The sequence below is a fragment of the Qipengyuania sp. L-5Y genome, from assembly GCF_056859455.1.
The window spans coordinates 1-24,401 of the sequence record NZ_JBSXOM010000029.1; the positions used below are offsets into that span (position 1 = coordinate 1).

Sequence of the window (24,401 nt, forward strand, 5' to 3'; positions counted from 1 at the left end):
CGCGCATACTGCGAACGGGTGGTATCGGTCCACATCACTGATCTCCAGAAGTTCTTCGCAAAACTCCTGAATCAGCCCTGGATTTGGCCGTCAAGCTAACTCGCTGATATCACCCAACTTAGTTTCGGGTCAGGCTCTAAGCTTCGCACAGGCAGCCAGCGAGGTCATCGACCTGCGCCGCGCCATCGCTTCGGGCGAAATCGATCTGAATGATGGCGAACAGATCGAGGTACGCCTCACCTTCGGTAACGGGACCGAATATCCTATCAGGGGTTATATCGATTTTCTTGATTTCTCGGTCGATGAACAGACCGGGACCGTTGAGCTGCGTGCCGAATTCAGTAATTCGTCACGCCTGCTGCTTCCGGGCGAGTTCGTGCGGGCGAAAATTTATGCCGGCAAGATCCCGAACGGGATCACGATCCCGCAACAGGCAGTGATTCTGACCGGTGAGGGCGGTTCCGTTTACCTGATCGACAAGGAGGGGCAGGCCCTGGTCCGGCCGATCAAGCTGGGAAATATGGTCGATGGCGAATGGATCGTCGAAAGCGGTCTGAAGCCAGGCGATACGGTTATTGTGAGCAATCTTCAGAAAATCCGACCGGGCGTTCCGGTCAAGATATCCAACACGCCCACCGGCCGTCGACCTGCCCCCGCTCCCTCTACCGCCGCTTCTGGCAAGGGTCGCTAGCGCATGGCACGCTTCTTCATCGTTCGCCCGATTTTCGCCTGGGTGGTTTCGCTGGCTATCCTTCTTGCGGGGCTGCTTGCCTTGCGCGCCTTGCCGGTCGAACAATATCCCGAAGTCGCGCCGCCGTCGTTGACGATCAATGTCGTTTATCCAGGCGCCGGGGCAGAGACGCTCGAGCAGAATGTTACTCAGGTAATCGAGCAGCAACTCAATGGGGTCGATGGCTTTCTCTATATGTCCTCGACCAGCACCTCGGCGGGGCAGGCCAGCATTACTCTGACCTTCGAAGCGGGCACTGACATCGATATCGCCCAAACCGAGGTGCAGAACCGCCTCAGCACGGTGGAGGCCCGCCTGCCCGAGGAGGTGCGCCGCCAAGGCATTACAGTTCGGCAGGCGAGTGAGGGGTTCCTCATGATCGTAGCCTTGACGTCCGCCAGCGGAAGTCTTGATTCCACCGATCTTGGTAATATCGCATCCAACCAGGTGATCGACGAACTACGCCGGGTAAACGGCGTGGGCGACGTTATGTTGTTCGGATCGCCTTATGCAATGCGCATCTGGCTCGATCCCGAAGCGCTGGCTTCCTACAATCTGTCTCCGTCAGCCGTGCTGACAGCAGTCCGCGAAGAAAACGCTCAGACGGCAGGCGGTGCCATCGGCGCACAACCACTTGCCGAAGGGCAACTCATTACGGCCAACATCTCCACCGAGGGCCGCTTCTCTACCGTGGAGGAGTTCGAGAACATTATTTTGCGGGCCAACACAGGTGCAGCAGTGGTGCGGTTGGGTGAAGTCGCGAGGGTCGAGATCGGGGCTCAATCCTATGCGACCTCCGCCACCCTCAATGGCCAGCCGATGGCCGGGATGGCGATCCAACTCGCTACCGGTGCCAATGCCTTGACCACGGCCGAAGGTATCCGGGAACGCCTGGCCGAAATCGACGAAGGCTTGCCACCTGATGTGGCATGGGAGATCCCCTACGACACTACCCCATTCGTCGAAGCGTCGGTGGAAGAAGTCGTCATAACGCTGGTCGAGGCAATGGTCCTCGTCTTTCTCGTTATGTTTCTCTTCCTGCAGAATTGGCGCGCCACGCTCATCCCCACACTTGTGGTGCCGATCGCCTTGGCCGGGGCGTGTCTGGGATTGTGGCTGTTCGGTTTCTCCATCAACGTTCTGTCACTTTTTGGCATGGTCCTGGCTATCGGTATCCTTGTGGATGATGCCATCGTGGTCATTGAAAATGTCGAACGCATCATGCGCGAGGAAGGGTTGCCGCCGCTGGAGGCTACCCGCAAGGCAATGGGGCAAATCACCGGTGCGATCATCGGTATCACGCTGGTATTGATTGCCGTTTTCATCCCGATGGCGTTCTTCCCCGGCTCCACAGGCGGAATCTATCGGCAATTTTCGGTCACGCTGGCAATCGCGATCTTCTTTTCAGCTTTTCTGGCTCTTTCGCTTACCCCAGCCTTGTGCGCGACCTTTCTCAAGCCGATGGATCATGAACACGATGATGCCGGAGAAGTGGACGTTGATCCGGAGGTCGAGGCAGCGTCGGGTTGGCGAGGCATGCTGGCGCGTGCCGGCGGTTTCGGAGCGCGCTTTTTCTCGCGTTTTAACCGTTGGTTTGCGCGAATGCAGGAAAAATACGGTCGCACCAATGACCGTATCCTGTCGCGGCCATGGCCCGGCTTCGCGGTTTTCCTCACGCTCATCCTGCTGACGGTGGTGCTGTTCGCCCGCCTTCCATCCGCGATGCTGCCGACCGAAGACCAGGGATTTCTTATCACTGCGGTCCAGACCCAACCAGGTGCGACCCAGGCTCGAACTGACGAAGCGTTGGAGCCGATCACCGGATATTGGATGAATCGTGAGGAAGTTGAGAACCTCGTACTTGTCCGCGGTTTCAGCTTCTTTGGACGCGGGCAGAACAACGCCTTGATGTTTACAACTTTCAAACCCTGGGAAGAACGGACTGGGCCCGACAGTAGCGCCGGCGAAATGCTGGCAGATGCAATGGACCGTTTTATGCAGCTCGACAATGCCAGTGCCTTTGTAATCCAGCCTCCTGCAATCCAGTCGCTGGGCAGGGCCAGCGGCTTCACCCTCAAGTTGCAGGATCGTGGCGGGGTGGGGCGCGAAACTCTGACCGCAGCGCGCGACCAAATGCTGGGCATTGCTTCTCAAAGTCCAGTTATTGCCAATCTGCGACCGGAAGACCAGGGTCCCAGCCCAGAGGTCGAGGTTGAAATTGACAGGGTTCAGGCTCGTGCACTCGGCCTTTCGCTGTCCGATGTGAACACTGCGCTATCGATCACTTTCGGCTCAGCTTATGTCAACGATTTCAACCGCGACGGACGTGTGCTGCAGGTGCAAATACAGGCTGACGCCCCTTATCGGATGACGCCCGAGGATATCATGGCCCTGCGCATTCCAAATGCAAGCGGAGAGTTAGTGCCATTCAGCGCCTTTGCGTCCGCCCGTTGGTCGGCAGCACCCGCCAGCCTGTCGCGATATAACGGATACCCCGCGATGACACTTTCGGGAACGGCCGCCCCCGGTGAGTCCTCTGGCTCCGCGCTTGCCGAGATGGAGCAACTTGCAGAGCAATTGCCGCAAGGCATCGGCTATGAATGGACTGGCCTTTCTTACGAAGAAAAACAGGCGGGTGGGCAGATCGGCTTTCTTCTTGGCTTGTCGATAATTGTCGTGTTCCTGGTGCTTGCTGCGCTCTACGAAAGCTGGGCGGTACCCCTAGCAGTTCTGCTGATTGTTCCCACCGGCGTGCTGGGCGCAGTCGTGTTTTCCATGCTACGCGGCCTTTCGGCGGATATCTATTTCAACGTCGGCTTGATCACGATTGTTGGCCTTGCCGCCAAGAACGCGATCCTCATTGTCGAATTCGCGATCGAGGAAGAAGAACGAGGGTTGCGACGGATAGATGCAATAAAGTCTGCAGCCCGCCTGCGCCTGCGGCCGATCATCATGACTTCGCTGGCGTTCACCATGGGTATGGTGCCTTTGGCGCTTGCTTCAGGCGCCGGTGCGGCGAGCCGCATCTCGGTAGGTACCGGAGTGATGGGCGGAATGATCGCAACTACGATTTTCGGCATTTTCCTTATCCCGATGCTCTATCTGCTGGTGCGCAGGAATGTCAGCCGCAAGCAGCCGGTCGCAGCCGGACATCTGGACGAGGCTGATCCCGGAAAAGCAAAGCCGGACGACACGGAACCGGGTCCGGATGAGGAGCCAGTCCGATGAAACATTTGATTGCCCTGGCCTTGGCTTCGACGATGCTGGCAGGTTGCGCCAGCATGGCGCCCGACCATGTCCGGCCCGCGCCGGCCACGACGCCCACATTCGACAGTGAATACTTGCCCGATGGCGAAGTCGTCGCTTCCCAGCTCTCCTACCGCGAATGGTTCGTGGATCCTCGCCTGCGGGGCCTCGTCGCCCTTGCGCTGGAGAATAATCGTGATTTGCTGGCAGCAACCGCGCGCATAGAACAGGCTCGCGCGCGTTATCGCATCCAGGACAGCCGCAGACTGCCTGATATCGTTGCTGATGCAGGTGCCGTTCGCACACGCCAGCCGCTTTCGGCTAATCCCGCGCTCGACACAGGTGATGTGGAGGGTGCTCCCGATGCGATTACGTTTAACCGCTTTGACGTAGGCGTTGGCGTCAGTGCCTTTGAATTGGACTTCTGGGGCCGGGTCGCGAGCCTAAGCGACGCCGCGCGCGCGGAATATCTCGCAACGGTTGCCGCGCAGCGTGCTTTCTATCTCTCGTTGATTGCGGATACGGCGGCGACCTATTACGAAATCGTCGAGACGGAAGAACAGATCGCCCTGGCCGAAGCCACCGCCGAAAGCAGGCGCGAAGGGCTGCGGATTGCAAAAGTGCGTCTCGATAATGGCGTGACCTCGGCACTGCCTTTCCGTCAGGCGGAAACACTGCTGACCCAGGCAGAACAGCGACTGGCAGCCGAGCAGCTAACATTGGCGCGTCTACACAATCAGCTGGCGGTATTGGTGGGTGGAACTATTCCCGAGCCGCTTCCCGACGGGCTCGCTCTGGCGCAGCAGGGTAATGAGCGGCGGCTGGCGGCGGGCCTGCCGTCTACCTTGCTTTTTGTACGGCCCGATATCGTCGCGGCCGAAGAACAGCTACGGGCAGCACGTGCCAATATCGGTGCCGCTCGCGCAGCATTCTTCCCCACTATCTCGCTGACCGGCAATACGGGATTTTCGTCAAGCAGCCTTGATGATCTGTTTTCGGGCAGCGGTTGGGGATGGAGCTTCGGTCCGGCCATTTCGCTGCCCATTTTCGACTGGGGTGCACGCGAAGCCAATCTGGCTCTCGCCCAGGCCCTGGAGGTCGAGCAGGTGGCGAATTACGATCGGACCGTCCAGGAGGCCTTCCGTGAAGTCTCGGATGCACTGGCCGGACGTCGCTGGTTGGCCGAGCAGGTTGCAACCCTGGAACGCGCCGTGATCGCACAGGAACGGATCGCCCATATCGCGCGCCTGCGCTATCGGGAGGGTGTAACCAATTATCTCGAGGTTCTCGATGCTGAACGAAACCTGTTCAACGCCCGCCAGGAGCTTCTCGCGACCGAACGGGCCTTGCTCCAGAACTGCGCTACGCTTTTCGTAGCTCTGGGCGGCGGTATTGGAGACGAAAAGCTCCTCTGGCAAGGGACTTAATAGAACTCTTGCAAATCCGGCAAAGGTCAACGCGGGCGGACGTCGCTCAGACGGTATCTCACCTCGCCAGCCTTCGGGCCAAGCGCCGCCGTTGTCCGGCAAGCTCCGATATTCCCGCAACGCAGCATGAGGGCCATGCGTCTTTGCCTCGCTACAGGAGCAAACGGGCCACCCGATTAGCAATCGAGACCGGGGTAGAAGGTTCCACACGTTCGGCGGCAGGACGAAGATCGTCTCGCCTCAGGCAAGCTCGATGCGAAACGAGCCAATGGCGCGGAGCCGTACCGTACCAGGCTCTTCCCGGGAGATGCCTCCCCTTACGTGCCTAGCCGATTCGATACGATATGGCCGGCGGTTTGCAATAGGCTATCCTCTGAAGATACAGTATGTCCCGCGTCTGCGCGATAAAGCTGAAGTTGCGAATTCGATACCTAGCAAGAGAGACGTTTAGGCGCACTTGCCTACCCCCTAAGTTAATGATACGAACCAGTCTACTTAAGGGTCAGAGACAGTGCGGCATGAGCTATTTGTTCAAAGCGGATCGGACTGCTTCCGGCGAATTTGGAGTGTATCCCGGATGCATTGCTCGACCAGCTCCGGTTTCTGTTGATGCACCTATGATTCCAGCTGTTCTCTTTGCTCGATGAAGCTGGGATCACGGCCAGAGATCTTCGTTCGAGAGGAACAGGAAAATGCCACGTTGGTCGTTTCAGGCGACTGGATTACGCAAAACCTCGCAGAACTCCCACCGACAGTTTCGTATGGTTCTTCGGATCATCCGGAAATCGACTGCAGCGAGCTAGGTCGGATCGACAGCGTCGGCGCGCTTGCAATCCTGACGCTTGTGCACCGAGCGGCAAAAATTGAGGGACTGCCTGAAAATCTGGCGCGCTTGTTCGAACTCGTGGACGCCGCCACCCAGGGAGAAGATGCCTCGGAGGCTGCCCGCCACCCGCTGCACGTACGCTTGGGGAAAGTGGTTTATCGGGCAGGACAGTCCATAAAAACAAGCGCGCGGTTTCTGGGGAAGCTAGAGGTTTCTCTGGTTCGTTCGATCGCAAACCCCAGCCGCATCAGGCCCGTTGCCCTGGCATCGTCAATCCAGAAAGCCGGACTCGAATCCTTGCCGCTGATTGCCATCATGACGTTCTTTATCGGGGCGGTGGTCGCCCTGATTGGAAGCGATCTGCTGGAACAATTGGGGGCAGCGGAACTGGTCGTGGAACTGGTCGGCATATCGGTCCTGCGAGAGTTTGGCGTGTTGATACCCGCAATCCTTCTTGCCGGGCGATCGACATCGACCTTTGCCGCCCAGATCGGTGCGATGCGCATGAACCAGGAAACCGAGGCGATGCAGGTTATGGGTATCGATCTGTTCGACGCTCTTGTCCTCCCCCGTTTCTTGTCCTTGCTCATCACCATGCCGTTACTTTCGGTCATCGCCATGATCGCTGGCCTGGCCGGGGGCCTGGTCGCCAGCTGGGGCATTATGGGCGTAAGCCCGATTCTGTTCATCGAGCGGTTGGAAAGCGCGGTGGAAATTCGCCATTTCTGGGTCGGGATAGCGAAGGTTCCGGTTCTTGCTGCCGCGATTGCCATTACTGGATGTCGGCACGGCCTTGCTGTCAAAGGCGATGTCGAGCAACTCGGCTCCCGAGTCACCGTGGCAGTTGTCCAGGCGCTGTTCGCCATCATCTTTCTAGATGCTGCCTTTGCCGTTCTTTTCAATGTGTTCGGCATATGAGCGAAGAGAATGACCAGATTATCAGTGTCCAGGGTCTGACCACCCGCTTTGGCGACCATGTCGTTCACGAAGATCTGGACCTGGAGGTGCGCCGGGGAGAGATTCTTGCAATCATTGGCGGATCGGGAAGCGGAAAGTCGGTTTTGGTGAATGCCATCCTCGGCCTTTTTGAACCGCATAGCGGAACTATCGAAATTTTTGGCAAGGAAATGTCGAATGCCTCTGATCGCCTTGCCGTCGATCGCCGCATTGGCGTGATGTTCCAGCACGGTGCGCTATTTTCATCGCTGACCGTTCAGCAGAATGTCGAAGCGCCTTTGATCGAGCATGCCGAATTGCGCGGCGAATGGCTAAAGCGTGTCGCCTTGATGAAGATTGGTCTGGTGGGCCTCGAAGCGGAAGTCGCGCGTCAACAGCCGACCGAACTTTCAGGGGGCATGAGCAAGCGCGTCAGTGTTGCCAGGGCCTTGGCCCTCGACCCTGAATTACTCTTTCTGGACGAGCCTACTTCAGGGCTTGATCCCATCGGTGCGGCAGAATTCGACCAACTTATCCGCACCTTGACCGACACGCTGGGCCTCACCGTAGTCATGATAACTCACGATCTCGACAGTCTCTACTCCATTTGCGACCGCGCCGCTGTGGTTGCTGACCGTAAAATTGTGGAAATTGCTTCAATTCCCGAGTTGGAACAGTCCGGTCATCCATGGATCAAGGATTTCTTCGCGGGCCGGGCGAAACGCGCCAAGGAGAGGAATTGCTAATGGAGCGAGAAGCGAATTACGGTCTTATCGGCGGGTTGACGCTTGTCCTGCTGGGCGCGGCCTTCGCGTTCGTGCTGTGGTTGGGGCAATCGCAGTTCACCAGTGATTTCGACGAATACCGTGTCGTTTTCGACGGTCCTGTTCGCGGCTTGAACCAGGGTAGCGAAGTTCAATTCAACGGGATTCCCGTCGGGGAGGTCACGTCAATCCAACTCGATCCGGACAACCCGAATCTGGTTGTGACCGAAATCCGTGTTCGAGAGGATACGCCGGTACGATCAGATTCAACGGCAACGACCGAGTCCGAGGGAATTACCGGTGGCAAGCATATTCAGATCGGCGCCGGAACGCCAACAAAGCCTTTCCTAATGGAGAGCTCGAGCGATAAGCGACCGACCATCCAGGCGGAAGAAAGCTCGATGGAATCGCTGATGGATGGCGGCGGAGAGGTGCTTGCCGATGCTTCGGAGGTCCTGAGCCGCGTTAATCGGGCTCTATCCGATGAAAACATCGAGAACATTTCTTCCGCGATTGCCGATGTCAAGACAACCACCGAGCAACTGCGCGCCAGTCGTGGTATGTTTGAAACAGCGGAACAGACATTGGTCCGGCTGGACCGCGCTGCTGCAGATGTCGAAGGTGCTGCGCAATCCGCACGGACGGCGATTGAAGGCGATGGCAGGGAGGCCTTCGCGGACGTGTCGGCAGCCGCAAGAGATTTGAAGGCCGGGATCGCCGAGGCGCGCACCGTCATCCAGCAACTCGATACAGCCACAAGCGGATTGGCCGGGCCGGACGGATCAGGGATCGCCCAGACACTGGAATCGCTCGATAAAGCCGCGACTGAAGTAGAGCAGCTTTCTCGTCAACTGCGCCGTAATCCCCGTGAAAGGAAACTGTCAGAATGATCAGATTGCTATCGAAGAACCTTCCGATCATCGTGGTGCTGGTGGGTCTGACAGGGTGCGGCGGCGGTGTTTTGGGAATTGGCGACGAGACGTCCCTGTACCGGGTGGGCAACAATGCAGACACGGCACCGGCTGTCGCGCAAGGCCGTTTACCTCTTTATATCGCTCGACCCCAGATGCCTTCAGGTGCTGATGCAGACCGGATCCCCACTGTCGAAATGCAGGAGATCACATATTTGGCCGAGGCCCGGTGGGCCAGCCCTGCCCCTGAGATGATAAGCGATCTGCTCAAGGAGAGCATAGAGCGCAACGTAAATCAGGCCTATGTGCCGATCCAGTCGGGATTACCCGATCATCATTTGCTCTCTACGAGATTCACCTCTTACGCGGCCTATTACGAAAATGGGTCCGAAAAGCCGCCGGTTATCCGTGTGGTCGCTCAAGCCGAACTCGCTCGCGCTGCGAACTCTGGCCCCCTGGCAGTTGGGAAATTTTCCCGACAAGTGCCGGCAGTAGAGAACACGGTTTCGTCAGTCATCGACGCTTTCAACACTGCAAGTGTGCAAATTGCTGACGAGATGGCTGTCTGGGTCGGAGAAAATATGGGCGAATAACTAGTCGTGCAGTTTGGATAACGGGTTCCACATACCCCCGCTTATCGTGAGGGACTATCGGCAACGGACGGTCGACAACCGTAAACGAAGAGGTTTACCGATCGATCCATTCGTTCGGCAATTTCAGGGGTGTAGCCAGCTTCAGTTATGCCCAGCGCCGCACGACGAAACGGTGAAAGGATCACCGCCGAAACGAATTGCTCAGCGGCAAAATCGGGATCTGACACGGCAATCTCGCCTTTTTCGTTCGCTCTCTGCAACACTCTGACCACCAGTTTTGTGGTGCGGATGAACCCGAACTCATAGACTTTATTTGCAAGTGCGGGGAACCGCGTGGCCTCCCCCAGCACGACGCGCTCCATAGCGACATGCACATCGGAAAGCATCCACGAAAGTAGCTTTTCGGCTAAGACCACAAGATCGAGAGTGATATTGCCAAGGTCCGGTATGTCCTGTTCGAGAGCGTTCAACCGATCGTGGATTTCCGTCAAGATCACAGGCTCGAACAGTGCCGATTTGCCCGTGTACCGAGAATACAGGGTTCGTTTTGATATCGCCGCTTTCTCGGCAATGTGATCGGTTGTTGTTCTGACGAATCCTTCATCCAGGAAGGCTTGACGAGCGGTCCGAAGTATCTTTCTCGACAGAACCCTCGAAGCTTGGCGGGTAGGCCTACCCATTCAACTTGATTCCATCACCTGGCACGCACTTCTCTCCGCCAACATGTTTCGCCCGTCTCGCCATTGCCGCCATCTTAAAGAAGACAGAGGCGTTAGCCAACAGTTTCGCAAGTGGTCTGAGCCCCTAAATTTCCTCCAATGATAGGTAGAGTCCGGCCCTGACAAGGAGACGGACTGACGTGCTCCCCTGAAATGTGACCGGCTTTTGGTAGAGTCCGACGCGAAGGAGTCGGACGAAAATGAAACGAAGCAGGTTCAGCGAAGAGCAGATCATCGCGGTATTGAAGGAGCAGGAGGCTGGGATGCCGACGGCGGAGGTGTGCCGCCGCCACGGGATCAGTTCAGCCACGTTCTACAAGTGGAAGTCGAAGTTCGGCGGGCTGGAGGTCTCCGATGCCCGGCGGCTGCGGACGCTCGAGCAGGAGAACAGCCGGCTGAAGAAGCTGCTGGCCGAGGCGATGCTCGACAACGTGGTGCTGAAGGATCTGGCATCAAAAAATGTATGACCCGCCCTGTCCATGCAAGGGTCGATTGGTGTTGACGGTGCCAGTCTGCACAAATGTATCCGGCCTCTCGCGAGTGGGCCGCTGTTGCGGCCAGGCCTTGATGAGATCCGCGCGCCTCGTTCCCAGATAAATGCTTCGGGCTTTCTGCCCGCTTTTTTGCAGGGGCTTACGATGCGCTGGTCCACTGTCTCGTCATCACTCTCACGAACCTCGCAGTTGGTGGCGGCTTCGTTCAGCCGAACGCTGGAACGCGCCGCTCGTAGGTAGCACCCGGCTTGGTCAGGATCACCCAGACGATGCGAGCGATCTTGGCTGCCAAGGCAACCGTGACCTTGTTTTTGTGCATCCGACTCTCAAGTCCATCGAGCCATGGTCCCAGTCGGTCCCGGCTGCGGTCAAGATGCGTGACGCAGGATCGAGCGCCATGGACGATCATCCTTCGCAGATACTTGTTGCCGCGCTTGCTGATGCCGAGCAGCTTGGTCTTCCCGCCGGTCGAGTGTTCGCGCGGCACCAAGCCGAGCCAGGCAGCAAGATCACGAGCCTTGGCGAACTGGTGCCCGGAACCGGCTGCCGCCAATAAAGCGGTCGAGGCAAGCGGGCCGATGCCCGGCACTGTCATCAGGCGCCGTGCGGTATCGCTGCGTGCTGCGATGTCTTCGATCTCGTGGTTCATCGTCGCGATGCGCTGTTCGAGCTCCATCATCTCGCCGTGAACCTCTGTCAGGATGCGGCGCATCGAAGGAGTAAGCTCGTTGGTCTCATCTGCCAGCACGCGTGGTATCTCGGCCTTGAACTTGCCCGCCCCCTGATGGATCGCGATGCCATACTCGAGGCAGAAAGCGCGCATCTGGCTGATCAGCCTCGTTCGATGGGCGATCATCCGGTCTCGAACCCGGTGGAGCGCTTGCAGGTCGATCTGCTCAGGAGTCCGAATCTCGACGAAGCGCATGGTCGGCCTGGTCACGGCTTCTGCGATGGCCTCTGCATCGATGATATCGTTCTTGTTCGACTTCACGAAAGGCTTCACGAACTGTGCCGGCACGATACGGACCGTATGCCCCATCGCCTGCAGCTTGCGCGCCAGCCACTGCGAGCCCGGGCACGCTTCCATCCCGACCAGCACTGGGGAAGCGCGCTCGAAGAACTGCAGCAAGGTCTCTCGCCTGAACGTTGCCTTCTGGATCGGCGCGTGGGCAGCATCAAGGCCGACCACGTGAAAGATCGTCTTGCCAATGTCGACGCCGAACACGGCTGCATCTCTTGGTTGGTTGCGTATGCTCATCATTACCTCCTTCTCGGTCCGCAGAACATGCGTGGTAGAACAGGGTGGGTCATCTCATTAATGGTAACGCCCGGCGCGAAGCGGGAAGCCGTCGCCCATGCCCGTGAGCAGCACGGGCTGAGCGAGCGTCGGGCGTGCAGTCTGGTTGGTGTGAGCCGCAGGGTGATCCGTTACGAGCCGACAAGGCCGGATGACGGAGCACTGCGGCAACGGTTGCGCGAGCTGGCAGCGGAGCGTCGCCGGTTCGGCTACCGCCGTCTGGGCTACCTGCTGGCGCGGGAAGGCATGAGGCCCAACCACAAGAAGTTGCTGCGCATCTACCGCGAGGAAGGGCTACGGGTGCGCCGCCGTGGCGGCCGGAAACGGGCACTGGGCACGCGCAGGCCAATGGTGTTGCCAGATGGTCCGAACCAGCGGTGGTCGCTCGACTTTGTATCCGACAGCCTGATCTGTGGTCGCCGCTTCCGCATCCTGTGCGTGGTCGATGACTTCTCGCGAGAATGCCTGGCGCTGGTGGCCGACACGTCGCTGTCAGGCGCGCGGGTCGCCCGGGAACTGACCAGCCTGATCGGGATGCGCGGCAAGCCACACACGGTGGTCAGCGACAATGGCACCGAACTGACCTCATCGGCCATCCTGCGCTGGTCACAGGAGCGGCGGGTCGAGTGGCACTACATCGCGCCGGGCAAGCCGATGCAGAACGGCTTCGTGGAAAGCTTCAATGGCCGTCTGCGCGACGAATGCCGCAACGAGACGCTGTTCACCTCGCTGGCGCACGCCCGGTTCGTGCTCGCTGCATGGCGGCACGACTACAACACGGTCAGGCCACACTCGAAACTGGGCGGGAAGACCCCCGCCGAGATCGCCGGCGAACGTGTCTGGGGGCATGCCACCAGACACGTTGCCATCCCATCAAACATCAATCATGAAGGCGCGAGACTCTACCTCTGAATGGTAACAATCAGGGGAGCACGTCACTCAGACCAGTTACATTGGCTGAGAAGAGAGGGTCAAAAAAGAGGGTCCGACACAGCGAAGCGCCGAACCCTCTTGCAATTAGCGAGTAAGTTTAAAACTTGCCGCGCACGGTGATGCCGTAAGTCCGCGGTTCCGCAAGAAAAGCGGAGAACGTTTGTTGCGGAGCCACGAAAGGCGTGTTGAAGGCCACCTGCGTATACCCAACGTCAAACAAATTATTGACCCATCCCTCGATCGCGAAGCGATCCGCAATATTGGTCAGACCCACACGCCCGTTCACTACGACGAAGCTGTCCTGTTCCTTGCTGAAGAGCAGGTCGGAGCCGGTGTTGTAATCACCAGCCATACGAGCGTTCACGAAGACCAGGCCTTCGAGCCCACTGTCGCCGATTGGCGGCGTCCACGTAAGCGACGATGTTGCCACGATCTCTGGTGCATTCGACAGGTTGTCGCCTGGCAGCAAGCGTAGTGCGGGGTCGAGCGGTGCCCCGGTATCGTCCCCGATAAGATTGTCTTCAAAGCTCGTATCAGAATAGGTGACGCCAAGGGTAATATCCAAATCACGAGCGGGCCGTAGATAGGTTTCGATCTCGACACCTTGAGCGATCACACCTGGTGCAACTTCATCGGAAGAGCATGCACCGGTTGTCGCGCTTGCGTCTCTGTCGGCCCCGCCGAGATCGCTATCGCAACTATTGACCGTCTGCACAATGTAGAACGCCCCATTGAACGTGTTCAACTGGAAGTTACTGAACTCTTGCCGGAAGCCTGCAATGCTAACCCCGAACTCGCGTGTCGAGTATTTGAGGCCGATCTCATATGCATCGACTGTTTCTTCATCGAACTGCAGCGCGGCTGCCGAGATATTGGCCGGATCGAACGCAAGCGGATTTGACAGTGCAGACCTGTCGAGGTTGAAACCGCCCGCCTTGTAGCCGCGTGAATACGAACCGTAGACTAGCAGATCGGGAGTTGGCTTCCAGCTCAGGATAGCCGTGCCGGTAAACTCCTCTTCTTCGCGCGAGTCTTCGAGAGAAACTCCATCGAGCTCCGATGTCGAATTGCCTTGGCAGGAAAGGCTGATGATACCACCGGCCAGAGGTGCCAAAGTCGGAACACCCAGAAAGCCTCCGAGCAGATTGCGGTTTGTCGGACAAACCGTGTTGTCGTTGCGGAAAGTTGCGTCGAAGTCCTTGGTTTCGTTTGTATAACGAAGCCCCAGCGTCAAATCGAGCGTATCCGTGATCGCAAAGATATTATGCGTGAAGAACGCGAAGTTCTCACTCGTCTGATTGTAGACCTCGCTGACCGTTCCCAAATCGCTGATGCTTGCAAGGTTGTTGATACCTGCGAGGATCGCCGGGGTTGCAGCGCCGAATGCCGGGCTTCCGGTCAGCGTACCGTCCAATGCCGCCACGTTGGCACCCAGGCAATTGGAAGCCCCCGGATTGACCAAAGCCGGGTTGATCGCGATAGCGATGCGGCACGCTACGAAATTGCCGTACTGGGTGCCGAACCGCAGATTGTCACGCACCTGCAGTTCTTCATTGGCGTAATACGCGCCGATCAACCAATCGAGTTTGCCATCGAAGGCCTCACCGGTAAGGCGCAGTTCCTGAGTGAATGTTTCAAAGTCTCGAGCAAGAGCATTCTCGGTCGGAGCGCGGTAGAGAATATCGACAGTAGTGTAATCGGTGTCAGATCCCTGGCTGTTGGCATATTCACGGTAGCCCGTGATAGACGTCAACGTGACGTTCCCGAAATCCCAATTGATCTCAGCCGAAATACCGTAGTCTTCGGTTTCGCCTTCATAGCTTCTGCCCGGCGTAGGGTACAGGTCGCGGTTGAATGTATCCTGGGTGAGGGCACGCGGATCCTGCCCAAGCGCAAGCAACACGGGAACGATCGGATTTGCGGTACTCGTCAGGGCGGCCCCATCCGATGGCCTCGTAAAGGGATCAAATCCAGCGCTGATCCGTGCAAGCGGAGCAAACTCGGGCTGGACGAACGTCGCGGCACAGCACGCTTCGTCCTTTTTGGAATAATCCCCGACAAGGCGAATGGACAGGTCGTCATTGGGTTCGAACAGGAGCTGACCGCGGACCAGATAACGATCGCGATTGTTGATCGTCCCGCCGTTGGTAATATCGTTGTAGAAGCCGTCGCGCTCAAAATACACGCCGTCCACACGCGCAGCTACGGTGTCGCCAAGCGGAGCGTTTATGCCACCTTCGACGCGGATCGCATCATAGTTGCCATAAGTGAAGGCCCCGTATGCGCTGAAATCGAACTCGGGCGGTGCGGTGTAGATATTGATCAGGCCTGCCGATGAGTTCCGCCCGCCCAGAGTACCTTGGGGACCGCGAAGGATTTCGACCCTGTCGATAGGGCCGAGCTCACTCAGGGCGCTTCCCGAACGAGAGCGATAGACTCCATCGACAAAAACCGCGACCGAACTTTCCAGACCAGGGTTGTCGCCGACCGTGCCGATACCGCGAATACGCGCGGAACCGTTAGCTTCGTTGCCGGTGGAAGACACCAGCAGGGACGGTGCAACCTGGTTCAGCTCACGTATGTCGCTGGCGCCCGAATTCTGGAGGGTTTCTCCGGAAACAGCTGACACGGCGACTGGAACATCCGCCAAGACCTGCGATCGCCCTTGCGCGGTAACAATGATTACGTTTTGGTCTTCGACATCGGCCCCTTCAACCAGATCCGCATCGGGTTCGCCAACATCCTGGGCGAAGGCGGCTGTCGGTGTGAAGGCAAGTGCCGCTGCCAATGCACCAAGGGCGCAATGGTGGCGTGATGGAAATCTTTTCATGTGCCTCTCCTCTAAGAATGTGCCCCATCCTAGGCACTAGTCGATGTTAGAAACGATGCCGATAAGCGCGTTTCATTTCAAGACTTGGTAGATGAATTGACGGATTATTTCACATTGTCGACAAGCATGTGGCAAAAATGCCATGCAGGTCACTACATGCAGGTTTCTAGTAGCCAGAAAGCTTGGAAAATCGGTCCTTTAACCAGCTCGACGAACCGAAGCTCTGCTCCAGCACGCGGGCGCGCTTGAGATAGAAGCCGACGTCGTACTCATCGGTCATGCCGATCCCGCCGTGCAGCTGGATGCCCTCGTTTGCCATGGTGTGCATAACGCGGTTGGCTTCCGCCTTGGCGATGGTCGCCGCGCGCGCCACGCCGAAGCCGGCATCGACGGCTTGCAGGCCCGCCTCGACCGCGCTGCGCATCTGGGCGAGATCGGCGAAGAGGTCCGCCATGCGGTGTTGCAGCGCCTGGAAGCTCGCCAGCACCTGGTTGAACTGCACGCGCTGCTTCAGATAGTCGAGCGTGTCGTCGAACACTTGCTGCGCCATGCCGAGCATTTCGGCTGCGGTGAGCACGCGCGCGCGGTCGAGCACGTCATCGAGCAGGTTGTCGCCGCCATTGGCGAGCTTCTCCGCCGCCGCGCCGTCGAAGGTGACGTCGGCATGGCTGCGCTGGTCGGTGAGCTTGCGCGTGGCTAGCGACACGCCGTCGCCTTTCTCCACGAGATAAAGCCCGTCCTTTGCGGCCACTACGAACAGGTCGGCACCATGCGCCTCGTGGACGAAAGCCTTGGTGCCCGACAGCTTGCCGCCCGATACGCTGGTCTCGATCTTCGACGGATCGTGCTTTGCGCCCTCATCGACCGCTAGCGTCGCAATCGCCTTGCCGCTCGCCAGTTTAGGCAGCCACTTCGCTTTCTGCTCGTCGCTGCCACCCAGCACGATGGCACTCGCGGCTACCGTGTTCATCACCAGCGGGCTGGCGGTCAGCGTCTTGCCGAGTTCCTCGACGACGAGGCCCGCGGACAGGAAGCCGAAGTCCGACCCGCCGTGCTCTTCGGGGATGATGACCCCGGCCCAGCCCATCTGCGCCATCGTCGCATAGGCGTCGCGGTTGAAGGCTTCGGGCTCGCCGCTGGCGCGGACCTTGCGGAATTCGGTGACCGGGCTTTCGTTGACGACCCATTCGCGCGCCATGTCGCGCAGCATTTCCTGTTCTTCGTTGAGAACTGCCATTGTCCTTGCTCCCCTCTCTTACTGGTGGTCGAGCATGCCGAGCACGCGCTTGGCGATGATGTTGTTCTGGATTTCGGTCGAGCCGCCATAGATCGTCGTGGCCTTGCCGAAGAGCCACGCGCGCACGGCCCCGAGCTCGCCGTCCGAAAAGCCGTCGCCTTCCCAGCCGAGGCCCTGAAGCCCGCGGATTTCGATCAGCAACTCGCTGCGTTCCTGGCTGAGCTTGGTGCCGAGCTTCTTGAGCACCGAGCTGATCTCGGACACGCCGCCCTGCGCCTTACTTTCCTCGACGGCGCGGCGCGCGGTGAGGAGGAAGCTTTTCCAGCGGATCTCGAAATCGGCGATCTTGTCGCGCAGCACGGCATCGGCAAGCTCGCCATCGTCGCCGGTCGGCTGGTACTTCTTGGCGATTTCGCCGAGGCTCTGGCCCATGAGGCGAGCAAGGCTGCCGCCGCCCGAAATATTGGTGCGTTCGTGCTGGAGCAGCCGCTTGCCGATGGTCCAGCCCTGGCCCTCCTCGCCGACGAGGTTTTCCTTCGGCACCTTCACATCGGTGAAAAAGGTTTCGCAGAACGGGCTCGTGCCGCTGATCATGGTGATCGGGCGGACTTCGACGCCGGGCGAATCCATGTCGATCAGCATGAAGCTGATGCCCTTGTGCTTGTCGCTCTTGTCGGTGCGAACGATGGCGAAGCACTTGTCCGCCCATTGCCCGCCGCTGGTCCAGGTCTTCTGGCCATTGACGAGGTAATGGTCGCCCTTGTCCTCGGCGAAGGTCTGCAAATTGGCGAGGTCGGAACCGGCATTGGGTTCGCTGTAGCCCTGGCACCAGCGGATTTCGCCGCGGCAGATCGGGGGGATGTGTTCCTTTTTCTGCGCCTCGTTCCCGTATTCGAGCAGCGTCGGCCCGAACATCATGACGCCCATGCCGCCGATCGGGTTGTAGGCACCCGCCTTGGCGAATTCCTGGTCGATGATCTTGGCCTGCGCCTTGGTCAGGCCGCCGCCGCCGTATTCCTTCGGCCAGGTGGGGGTGCCCCAGCCGCGCGCGCCCACGGCTTCGCGCCACTTGGTCTGCGCCGGCGTTTCATTGGTCGGGCCGTCCACGCCCGCGAGCGCGTTGGACTGGCCTTTCAGTTCGGGCGGGAAATTGTCGGCGAGGAATTGCTGCACTTCCGCGCGGAAGGCGTCTTCGTCGGTCTGGGTTGCGGGCTCGATTTGTGTGGCCATGGGTGTTTTCTCGAAGAATCAAGGAAAGACAGATAAGAATGTAGGCTACGGGGACGAGGATCCCTCCGTCAGTATTGTTGTTCGGGTAGGTGAAGAACCAATCCATCCAGCATCGGCTTCATCGGAATCTGACAGGCAAGGCGACTGTATTCAGTGGTGCCTTCGGCGAACTGCAAGAGGTCGGCCTCCATTCCATCATGCATAAGCCGACCCACCTTGTCGATCCATTCGGGATCGACATGCACATGACAGGTCGCGCAAGCACATACCCCTCCGCAATCGCCATCGATACCCGGCACGTCATTGTATAGCGCCGCTTCCCTGGCTGTCTCGCCTTCTTCTATTTCGACCTCCCGTCGCTCACCATCGCTAGCCACGAACGTAATTTTGATCATCTTGAACTCCGCATTTCGATCTCGAGAGTCAGCGGGCGCGGAGCCGCACCGGCAGCCTGGTGATTCCGCGGACGAGGTTTGAAAAAAGACGCTCTGGTTCACCTGTAACCTCGACCCGGGAAAAGCGCTTGTGAATTTCTTCCCAGATGATCCGCAGCTGCAGTTCCGCGAGCCGGTTTCCCATGCAGCGGTGAATGCCATAGCCGAATGAGAGGTGATGGCGCGGATTTTTGCGGTCGATGATGAACTGGTCCGCGCGCTCGATAGCACTCTCGTCGCGGTTGCCTGACAGGTACCACATCACCACCTTGTCGCCCTTCTTGATCTGTTTGCCGCCGATCTCCCAATCTTCCAGCGCGGTGCGGCGCATATGAGTGAGGGGGGTCTGCCAACGGATGATTTCCGGAACCATTTTGCTAATGAGCGAAGGATCCGCGTCGAGTTTCGCGTACTCGTCCGGGCTTTGGTTCAAGGCGAGCACGCCGCCGCTGATGGAATTGCGTGTTGTGTCGTTTCCACCGACGATCAGCAGCATAAGATTGCCGAGAAACTCGAGGAACGGCATGTCGCGCGTGGCGGGAGAATGAGCCATCATCGAGATGAGGTCGTTCTTCGGCTCCTCGTTTATCCGTTCGTCCCACAGAGTCTTGAAATACATCGCGCAACCGATGAGTTCTTCGCGCCGCGCCTCGTAGGATTCGACGATCCCGGTTTCAGGTGCCGCAGTTGCTACATCGGACCAGCGCGTCAGCTTGCGCCGCTCCTCCCAAGGGAAATCAAACAAGGTTGCCAGCGTCATCGTCGTCAACTCGATCGCAACCTTATCCACCCAGTCGAAATCTTCGCCAATCGGGAGTTCATCGAGAATCTCTCCCGCGCGCTTGCGGATGATCGGCTCGAGCAGTTGCAGGTTGGACGGAGCCACTGCCGGAGTCACCGCCTTGCGCTGCTGATCGTGCTTGGGCGGGTCCATCGCTATGAACATTTCAAGTTCGAGCGCGCCTTCCACCGAATGCATGTCCTGGATTGCAATTCCGCCTAGCTTCGCTTCCGAAGAGAAGACCTTATGATTGGTGTCCACCGCCATGATGTCGTCGAACTTGGTAATGGACCAGTAAGGGCCGACATAGCTCTCGCGGCAGTAGTGGACAGGTTCTTCGGCGCGCAACCTGTCAAAAAATAGACCGATGGTATCGTTCTGAAACAGGCTTGGCCGGGCCACGTCGATTTCCTCGATCGGAATTGACGCGATCCTCGCCGCGGCATCCGGCTCGGCGATCTGGCTGTCCATAAGAACTATTCCTTCTACATCTCAGGCCTGATCGGCCTTCAGTCATCCTTAAGGGAGACATCTCGTGCAGTCAATAAATCGTATACTCTTTTAGTCCCTTGCAGACACCAATCCCATCGGATAGTGTGCCGATCCAACGAAGGTTTGCTAATATCCTTATACTTTTTATTCGAGAGGTGCGGGTGTGCTGATGAGTGGCGGATGTCAGCGGTGAAGAAGGCCAAGCGTGCCCTTTCTCTTGCGCAAAGCATCGTGCGGGACATCGAGGCGGGTCGCCATAACCCGGGTGACAGGCTTCCGCGCGAGGATGAAATGCTCGCGCGTTACGAGGTTGCGCGCGCAACTTTGCGGGAGGCTTTGCGGTTCCTGGAATTGCAAGGGGTCATCCATCTCCAGCTCGGCCGTGGTGGAGGTCCCGTCGTAGCCCGTCCGCAGACCGGCGATTTTGCAAGCAGTTTGTCATTGATTCTGCATTTCATGGAAGCCGATTTGCGTGGTTTGCTTGAATTGCGCGAAGCAATTGCTCCCGATGTCGCAGGGTATGCAGCCCAGCGTGCAACTACCGCTGATCTCAGCGCGTTGGCAGGGTGTCTGGCGGAATTGAGGCATCATGAAGCCTCTGATCAATTCGAGGAACTTAATCGCAGATTTCACGACTTGTTGGGTTGGGCGAGCGGCAATCCGCTGTTCGGTTTGCTGACCTCTGCGATGCATCTGTTGACCCGCGAGTTTTCCCATTCGCTGGGATATTCGGCACAGGAACGGGCGGTGCAGATGAAGTTTCTGGTGCGGGTGCTCGAGGCAGTGCGGACTGGCGACAGCGCCGCGGCCCGTCAAGCAATGAGCCGGTTGGTGGCCGGCTCTGCCGTCTATCTTTCGGAGCGCAGCCCCGAGCTGGTCTCGCAGCGGGTGCGGTGGGGGCAGCTGTAGAATTTTCAATAGTTTGAGTGTGCGTTTAGGCAAGTGGCTGGAGAGGAAGAATGGCGTTGAAGAGCCGAATATGCGAAATGCTGGGGATCCGGTACCCGATCCTGCTTGCCGGGATGGGCGGAGCGAGCGTTCCGGCGCTGGCGGCTGCGGTTTCGAATGCCGGCGGGCTCGGGGTCCTGGGTGCCGCGGCGTGTTCGCCCGATCAGTTGCGTGACTGGATTCGCCAGACCCGGGAATTGACCGACAAACCTTTCGGTGTCGATACGCTGCTCCCCGCGTCGGTCAGGCGCGGCTCTGCCCCTCAAAGCGGTGCTGCACCCCAAAATCCCATGGATCTGATGGGTGAATATCAGCAGTTCGCGCGCGACTTCATGGATCGTGAAGAGCTTCCGGAGGTCGATGCTGCCGCCGCCATGCGGGCGGCGGGCGCGCCTGAAATGGGCAAGGGCGGCCCGCAGTTGTTCTCGAAGGAATTCTTTGAGGCGCAGATGGAAGTGGTGATCGAGGAAAAGGTGCCGGTTTATGCTGCCGGCCTTGGCAATCCTGAACCCTGGATGGATCGGCTCCATGCCAATGGCACCAAGGTCATGGCGGTGATCGGCAAGGTCAAGCACGCCGAACAGGTCGTCGGGTCGGGCATCGACATGATCGTCGCGCAAGGGCACGATGGCGGAGGTCACAACTCGCCGATCGGGACTATTTCCTTGATTCCCCAGGTGGTCGACGCCGTTGGCGATCGTGTTCCTGTCCTTGGGGCCGGCGGTATCTCGGATGGCCGGGGTGTTGCCGCTGCGATGATGCTGGGGGCAGAGGGCGCGTGGGTCGGCACGGCATTTCTCGCGACCGAGGAAGCGGGCATCGAGCGCTTCCAGAAAGAGGCGATCACCGAAAGCGGCGATGCCGATACGGTCGTTAGTCGATCGCTTACCGGCAAACCGGCGCGCATGATCCGTAACAAATGGGCCGACGCCTGGGTGCAGGCCGGAAAGGAGCCTCTGCCGATGCCCTATCAGTCGATGATCTCCGGCCCGGTCATGGCCTCCGGGATCAAGGCAGAGCGCAAGGATGTCATCCCCGGCTTCGCGGGGCAAGGCATCGGCCTGATCGATTCGATCCGGCCTGCCGCCGAAGTGATGCGCGACCTGGTCGATGGAGCCGAGAAGGCGTTGGCGTCCGCTGGTATCTACAAGTGAAGCGCAGGAGGCAAGAAGATGGCTTACGCCAAAGGTCATGAATTGCGCCGCCCCGTAGAGCCTCTCAGAGCGCTGGGGCAATGAGGCAGTTGATTGCCGACAAGGAGGATACGGCGCAGGTGTTCCGTATCGTCAAGGCATTGTCGGGCAATTCCTATTATCGGAATTTCAATCGCTTCATGAAGTCGAGCGATGGGCGGCGTATCGCTTCCGACCGGGCCGACCTACTTGAAACCTTGTGCGATCGCAAACGCCTTGCGACCTGTGCGTCTGGCACGCTTGGCCGAGCCTACCTCGATTTTGTTTACGGGGAGGGTCTGACAGCAGAAGGTCTGGCGGAAGCCAGCGAGGCCGGAGGTCTGGAGGACCTCGGCGACCCCGATGTTTCCCTCTATCGTCGGCGCCTTCGCGATTCGCATGACCTGTTTCATGACGTCGCCGGATACGGCAGGGACGCACTGGGCGAATTGTGCGTGCTGTCCTTCGGAAACGCGCAATTCTATAATCACGGGATCGCTTTCATCTTGGGCGTCGGCATTCCCAAGATGAAACTGGAAGCTGCCCAGTTGCCAGTGGCGCGCGCTGCATTTGAAGCGTGGCGCCGGGGCCGGGCTGCAGCCGATCTGACCACCTTCTACTGGGAAGAAAATCTCGATCGTCCGTTGGAGGATGTCCGCCGCGAGTTGCGACTGCGTCCGCCGGAGACCTATCAGAGGGTGCGCGCTCTTTCCGAACAGCTCGAACGCGATTACCAGGCGGTCAGGCAGGCATGAGCTTAAGCGACAAATCGGCCATCACCGGAGTGGGCGAAACCGCTTTCGTGAAAGGCACCGAGAAAACCGCGGTCGACATGATGCTGGAAGCATCGCGCAAAGCCATAGCAGATGCAGGGCTGAAGCCGTCGGATATCGACGGCATGGTTCCTCCGCCGATCTACACCACCTCGGAAGAGATGGCGGCTAACCTCGGTATCGAAGTTCTGCGCTATGCCTCTACGGTCCACATGGGCGGGGCGAGCCCTACCACGGCACTCCAGAACGCCGCGATGGCAATTGCCAGCGGCTTATGCGACCATGTGCTGGTGACGCTCGGGTGGAACGGTTATTCCGCCTTGCGGCCCAAGCCTGGCGCACCGCCGACGCGGCCGATGAACATGAACACCCTGACGAATACGATCCAAGGCTATTACATTCCGTATGGCGTGTTCCTGCCGGTGCAGATGTATGCCTGGCTCGCCACCCGGCACTCCCGAATTTACGATATCGGCCCGGAAGCGATGGCGGCCGTTGCACTGGCGTGCCGTCGCCATGCGCAGATGAATCCGCAGGCCTTCACTTATGGCCGGGAACTGGATGCCGAAACCTACCATTCCGCGCGCTGGATATCCGAACCCTTTCGCCTCTACGATTGCTGTCTGGAGACTGACGGGGCATGCGCAGTCGTGGTTTCGCGAATAGACCGCGCCAGGGACATGCCGCATGTTCCCGTGAGCATCGCCGGTGCGGCTGAAGGGCATCCTTACCCCGCCGACGATATCCCTTCGCGTCCCGACCCCTTCAAGATCGGCCTGAGCTACGCCGCGCCGCGCGCGTTCGAAATGGCGGGGGTCGATCGCGAAGACATGGATTTTCTGCAGATCTACGACTGCTTCACCTACGTGGTTCTCCTTCAGCTGGAGGCCCTGGGCTATTGCGAACCAGGTGGACAGGCAGAGTTCGTCGCGAATGGCCAGATCGAGCTGGGCGGGCGCTATCCCGTCAACACCCATGGCGGCCTGCTGAGCGAGGCCCATGTTTGGGGACTGAACCATGTCGTCGAGGCGGTGCGTCAGTTGCGCCACGATTGTGGGGAGCGGCAGGTCGAAGGCGCCCAGACCGGCCTGGTGACCGGCTGGGGCGATCTGGGTGACGGCAGTATAGCGATTTTGAGGAGGTTTGCGTGAGCGACGAGAAAGATCTGCCGCCCAAGATGCGCCCCTCGGCGCAGGCCGCACCAGCCAAGCCAAAGCCGCGCCCGCAGGATCCGGTGGAGCAGGAATTCTGGAACCGGTGTCAGGACGGCAACCTTTACTTCCAGCAGTGCGAAGGATGCGGCAGTTTTCGGCATTTGCCGCGCTATATGTGCGCCCGATGCGGTTCTCCTGAATGGTCGTGGGAGCGTAGCACCGGCAATGGCACGCTGTTTTCCTGGACGGTGACCCATCAGGCACTGCATCCCGCCTTCGCCGGCGAGATTCCCTTCATCGCTGCGGTGGTGGAACTGGAGGAGGGAGTGCGCATGGCAACCCGGCTGGTCGATTGCGCGCTCGACGAGCTTGAGCTCGATCTGCCGGTCACGCTGGATTTCGAGCCGATCTCCGAAGATTTTCGCCTGCCAGTATTCCGACCCGTCGCGATCGCGCGCGCAGAAGGATAGACCA

At 59.0% G+C, this 24,401-nt stretch carries 19 protein-coding genes and 2 pseudogenes; 14 read left to right on the forward strand and 7 right to left on the reverse strand.

Annotated features, from left to right (window positions below):
* The first annotated feature begins 106 nt into the window (after positions 1 to 106).
* From AC13F2_RS09005 to AC13F2_RS09035, 7 genes are all read left to right on the forward strand, one after another.
* The gene (locus tag AC13F2_RS09005) at positions 107 to 691 is read left to right on the forward strand and encodes an efflux RND transporter periplasmic adaptor subunit (RefSeq protein WP_482970466.1); all 585 of its coding nucleotides are present in this window, start codon (positions 107 to 109) and stop codon (positions 689 to 691) included.
* Positions 692 to 694: 3 nt separating this feature from the next.
* Positions 695 to 3,958, forward strand: coding sequence for a multidrug efflux RND transporter permease subunit (locus AC13F2_RS09010; protein WP_094062451.1), 3,264 nt, complete (start codon positions 695 to 697; stop codon positions 3,956 to 3,958).
* Positions 3,955 to 5,403 carry an efflux transporter outer membrane subunit gene (locus AC13F2_RS09015; RefSeq protein ID WP_160683005.1) on the forward strand — a complete coding sequence of 483 codons (1,449 nt, stop codon included), beginning with the start codon at positions 3,955 to 3,957 and terminating at the stop codon, positions 5,401 to 5,403. Before AC13F2_RS09010 ends, AC13F2_RS09015 begins: the two co-directional genes overlap by 4 nt.
* A 643-nt stretch (positions 5,404 to 6,046) precedes the next feature.
* Entirely contained in the window at positions 6,047 to 7,147 is a 1,101-nt protein-coding gene (locus AC13F2_RS09020) for an ABC transporter permease (RefSeq protein WP_063510889.1), read from the forward strand.
* Positions 7,144 to 7,911: an ABC transporter ATP-binding protein gene (locus AC13F2_RS09025; protein ID WP_094062453.1), complete on the forward strand. Its 768-nt coding sequence runs from the start codon at positions 7,144 to 7,146 to the stop codon at positions 7,909 to 7,911. The genes AC13F2_RS09020 and AC13F2_RS09025 overlap by 4 nt, the downstream gene beginning before the upstream one ends.
* 35 nt (positions 7,912 to 7,946) lie before the next feature.
* Positions 7,947 to 8,819 carry an MlaD family protein gene (locus tag AC13F2_RS09030; RefSeq protein WP_234036495.1) on the forward strand — a complete coding sequence of 291 codons (873 nt, stop codon included), beginning with the start codon at positions 7,947 to 7,949 and terminating at the stop codon, positions 8,817 to 8,819.
* Complete coding sequence (locus AC13F2_RS09035) at positions 8,816 to 9,433, forward strand: ABC-type transport auxiliary lipoprotein family protein (protein ID WP_094062454.1); 618 nt, start codon at positions 8,816 to 8,818, stop codon at positions 9,431 to 9,433. The genes AC13F2_RS09030 and AC13F2_RS09035 overlap by 4 nt, the downstream gene beginning before the upstream one ends.
* Positions 9,434 to 9,474: 41 nt before the next feature.
* Here AC13F2_RS09035 and AC13F2_RS09040 read toward each other — a convergent pair whose 3' ends face one another.
* The gene (locus AC13F2_RS09040) at positions 9,475 to 10,113 is read right to left on the reverse strand and encodes a TetR/AcrR family transcriptional regulator (RefSeq protein WP_482964317.1); all 639 of its coding nucleotides are present in this window, start codon (positions 10,111 to 10,113) and stop codon (positions 9,475 to 9,477) included.
* Positions 10,114 to 10,352: 239 nt separating this feature from the next.
* Between AC13F2_RS09040 and AC13F2_RS09045 the strand changes: the two are divergent.
* A pseudogene (locus AC13F2_RS09045) lies at positions 10,353 to 10,616 on the forward strand (transposase); the annotation flags it as partial.
* 235 nt (positions 10,617 to 10,851) lie between these two features.
* On the opposite strand, the pseudogene AC13F2_RS09050 reads toward AC13F2_RS09045, so the two are convergent.
* A pseudogene (locus tag AC13F2_RS09050) lies at positions 10,852 to 11,808 on the reverse strand (IS110 family RNA-guided transposase); the annotation flags it as partial.
* Here AC13F2_RS09050 and AC13F2_RS09055 point away from each other — a divergent pair.
* Positions 11,710 to 12,855, forward strand: coding sequence for an IS3 family transposase (locus tag AC13F2_RS09055; RefSeq protein WP_482970467.1), 1,146 nt, complete (start codon positions 11,710 to 11,712; stop codon positions 12,853 to 12,855). The pseudogene AC13F2_RS09050 and the gene AC13F2_RS09055 sit on opposite strands and share 99 nt — an antisense overlap.
* A 118-nt stretch (positions 12,856 to 12,973) precedes the next feature.
* Here AC13F2_RS09055 and AC13F2_RS09060 read toward each other — a convergent pair whose 3' ends face one another.
* From AC13F2_RS09060 to AC13F2_RS09080, 5 genes are all read right to left on the reverse strand, one after another.
* Positions 12,974 to 15,706, reverse strand: coding sequence for a TonB-dependent receptor (locus tag AC13F2_RS09060; RefSeq protein ID WP_063506921.1), 2,733 nt, complete (start codon positions 15,704 to 15,706; stop codon positions 12,974 to 12,976).
* Between the two features lie 166 nt (positions 15,707 to 15,872).
* Positions 15,873 to 16,943, reverse strand: coding sequence for an acyl-CoA dehydrogenase family protein (locus tag AC13F2_RS09065; protein ID WP_482964316.1), 1,071 nt, complete (start codon positions 16,941 to 16,943; stop codon positions 15,873 to 15,875).
* Positions 16,944 to 16,961: 18 nt separating this feature from the next.
* On the reverse strand, positions 16,962 to 18,173 hold the full coding sequence (locus AC13F2_RS09070; protein WP_482964315.1) for an acyl-CoA dehydrogenase family protein: 1,212 nt from the start codon (positions 18,171 to 18,173) through the stop codon (positions 16,962 to 16,964).
* Positions 18,174 to 18,241: 68 nt separating this feature from the next.
* Positions 18,242 to 18,568 (reverse strand): 2Fe-2S iron-sulfur cluster-binding protein, encoded by a 327-nt coding sequence (locus AC13F2_RS09075; protein ID WP_006834191.1) that lies wholly within the window; start codon positions 18,566 to 18,568, stop codon positions 18,242 to 18,244.
* Positions 18,569 to 18,596: 28 nt separating this feature from the next.
* Positions 18,597 to 19,859, reverse strand: a complete 1,263-nt coding sequence (locus AC13F2_RS09080; RefSeq protein WP_006834190.1) for a cytochrome P450 — start codon at positions 19,857 to 19,859, stop codon at positions 18,597 to 18,599.
* A 123-nt stretch (positions 19,860 to 19,982) separates the two neighbouring features.
* On the opposite strand from AC13F2_RS09080, the gene AC13F2_RS09085 reads away from it, so the two are divergent.
* The 5 genes from AC13F2_RS09085 to AC13F2_RS09105 all read left to right on the forward strand — a co-directional run bounded on the left by AC13F2_RS09085 (position 19,983) and on the right by AC13F2_RS09105 (position 24,397).
* Entirely contained in the window at positions 19,983 to 20,789 is an 807-nt protein-coding gene (locus AC13F2_RS09085) for a FadR/GntR family transcriptional regulator (protein WP_234036496.1), read from the forward strand.
* Between the two features lie 50 nt (positions 20,790 to 20,839).
* Positions 20,840 to 21,982, forward strand: coding sequence for an NAD(P)H-dependent flavin oxidoreductase (locus tag AC13F2_RS09090; RefSeq protein WP_006834188.1), 1,143 nt, complete (start codon positions 20,840 to 20,842; stop codon positions 21,980 to 21,982).
* 80 nt (positions 21,983 to 22,062) lie between these two features.
* The gene (locus tag AC13F2_RS09095) at positions 22,063 to 22,755 is read left to right on the forward strand and encodes a Coq4 family protein (RefSeq protein ID WP_006834187.1); all 693 of its coding nucleotides are present in this window, start codon (positions 22,063 to 22,065) and stop codon (positions 22,753 to 22,755) included.
* On the forward strand, positions 22,752 to 23,924 hold the full coding sequence (locus AC13F2_RS09100; protein WP_006834186.1) for a thiolase C-terminal domain-containing protein: 1,173 nt from the start codon (positions 22,752 to 22,754) through the stop codon (positions 23,922 to 23,924). The genes AC13F2_RS09095 and AC13F2_RS09100 overlap by 4 nt, the downstream gene beginning before the upstream one ends.
* Positions 23,921 to 24,397, forward strand: a complete 477-nt coding sequence (locus tag AC13F2_RS09105) for a Zn-ribbon domain-containing OB-fold protein (protein ID WP_006834185.1) — start codon at positions 23,921 to 23,923, stop codon at positions 24,395 to 24,397. The genes AC13F2_RS09100 and AC13F2_RS09105 overlap by 4 nt, the downstream gene beginning before the upstream one ends.
* The last annotated feature ends 4 nt before the right edge of the window (positions 24,398 to 24,401 follow it).

Bases quoted from the DNA above. Each gene is read 5' to 3' on its own strand.
- AC13F2_RS09010 (WP_094062451.1), top strand. From the start codon at position 695: ATGGCACGCTTCTTCATCGTTCGCCCGATTTTCGCCTGGGTGGTTTCG.
- AC13F2_RS09015 (WP_160683005.1), top strand. From the start codon at position 3,955: ATGAAACATTTGATTGCCCTGGCCTTGGCTTCGACGATGCTGGCAGGT.
- AC13F2_RS09020 (WP_063510889.1), top strand. From the start codon at position 6,047: ATGAAGCTGGGATCACGGCCAGAGATCTTCGTTCGAGAGGAACAGGAA.
- AC13F2_RS09025 (WP_094062453.1), top strand. From the start codon at position 7,144: ATGAGCGAAGAGAATGACCAGATTATCAGTGTCCAGGGTCTGACCACC.
- AC13F2_RS09035 (WP_094062454.1), top strand. From the start codon at position 8,816: ATGATCAGATTGCTATCGAAGAACCTTCCGATCATCGTGGTGCTGGTG.
- AC13F2_RS09040 (WP_482964317.1), bottom strand. From the start codon at position 10,113: ATGGGTAGGCCTACCCGCCAAGCTTCGAGGGTTCTGTCGAGAAAGATA.
- AC13F2_RS09060 (WP_063506921.1), bottom strand. From the start codon at position 15,706: ATGAAAAGATTTCCATCACGCCACCATTGCGCCCTTGGTGCATTGGCA.
- AC13F2_RS09065 (WP_482964316.1), bottom strand. From the start codon at position 16,943: ATGGCAGTTCTCAACGAAGAACAGGAAATGCTGCGCGACATGGCGCGC.
- AC13F2_RS09070 (WP_482964315.1), bottom strand. From the start codon at position 18,173: ATGGCCACACAAATCGAGCCCGCAACCCAGACCGACGAAGACGCCTTC.
- AC13F2_RS09075 (WP_006834191.1), bottom strand. From the start codon at position 18,568: ATGATCAAAATTACGTTCGTGGCTAGCGATGGTGAGCGACGGGAGGTC.
- AC13F2_RS09080 (WP_006834190.1), bottom strand. From the start codon at position 19,859: ATGGACAGCCAGATCGCCGAGCCGGATGCCGCGGCGAGGATCGCGTCA.
- AC13F2_RS09090 (WP_006834188.1), top strand. From the start codon at position 20,840: ATGGCGTTGAAGAGCCGAATATGCGAAATGCTGGGGATCCGGTACCCG.
- AC13F2_RS09095 (WP_006834187.1), top strand. From the start codon at position 22,063: ATGAGGCAGTTGATTGCCGACAAGGAGGATACGGCGCAGGTGTTCCGT.
- AC13F2_RS09100 (WP_006834186.1), top strand. From the start codon at position 22,752: ATGAGCTTAAGCGACAAATCGGCCATCACCGGAGTGGGCGAAACCGCT.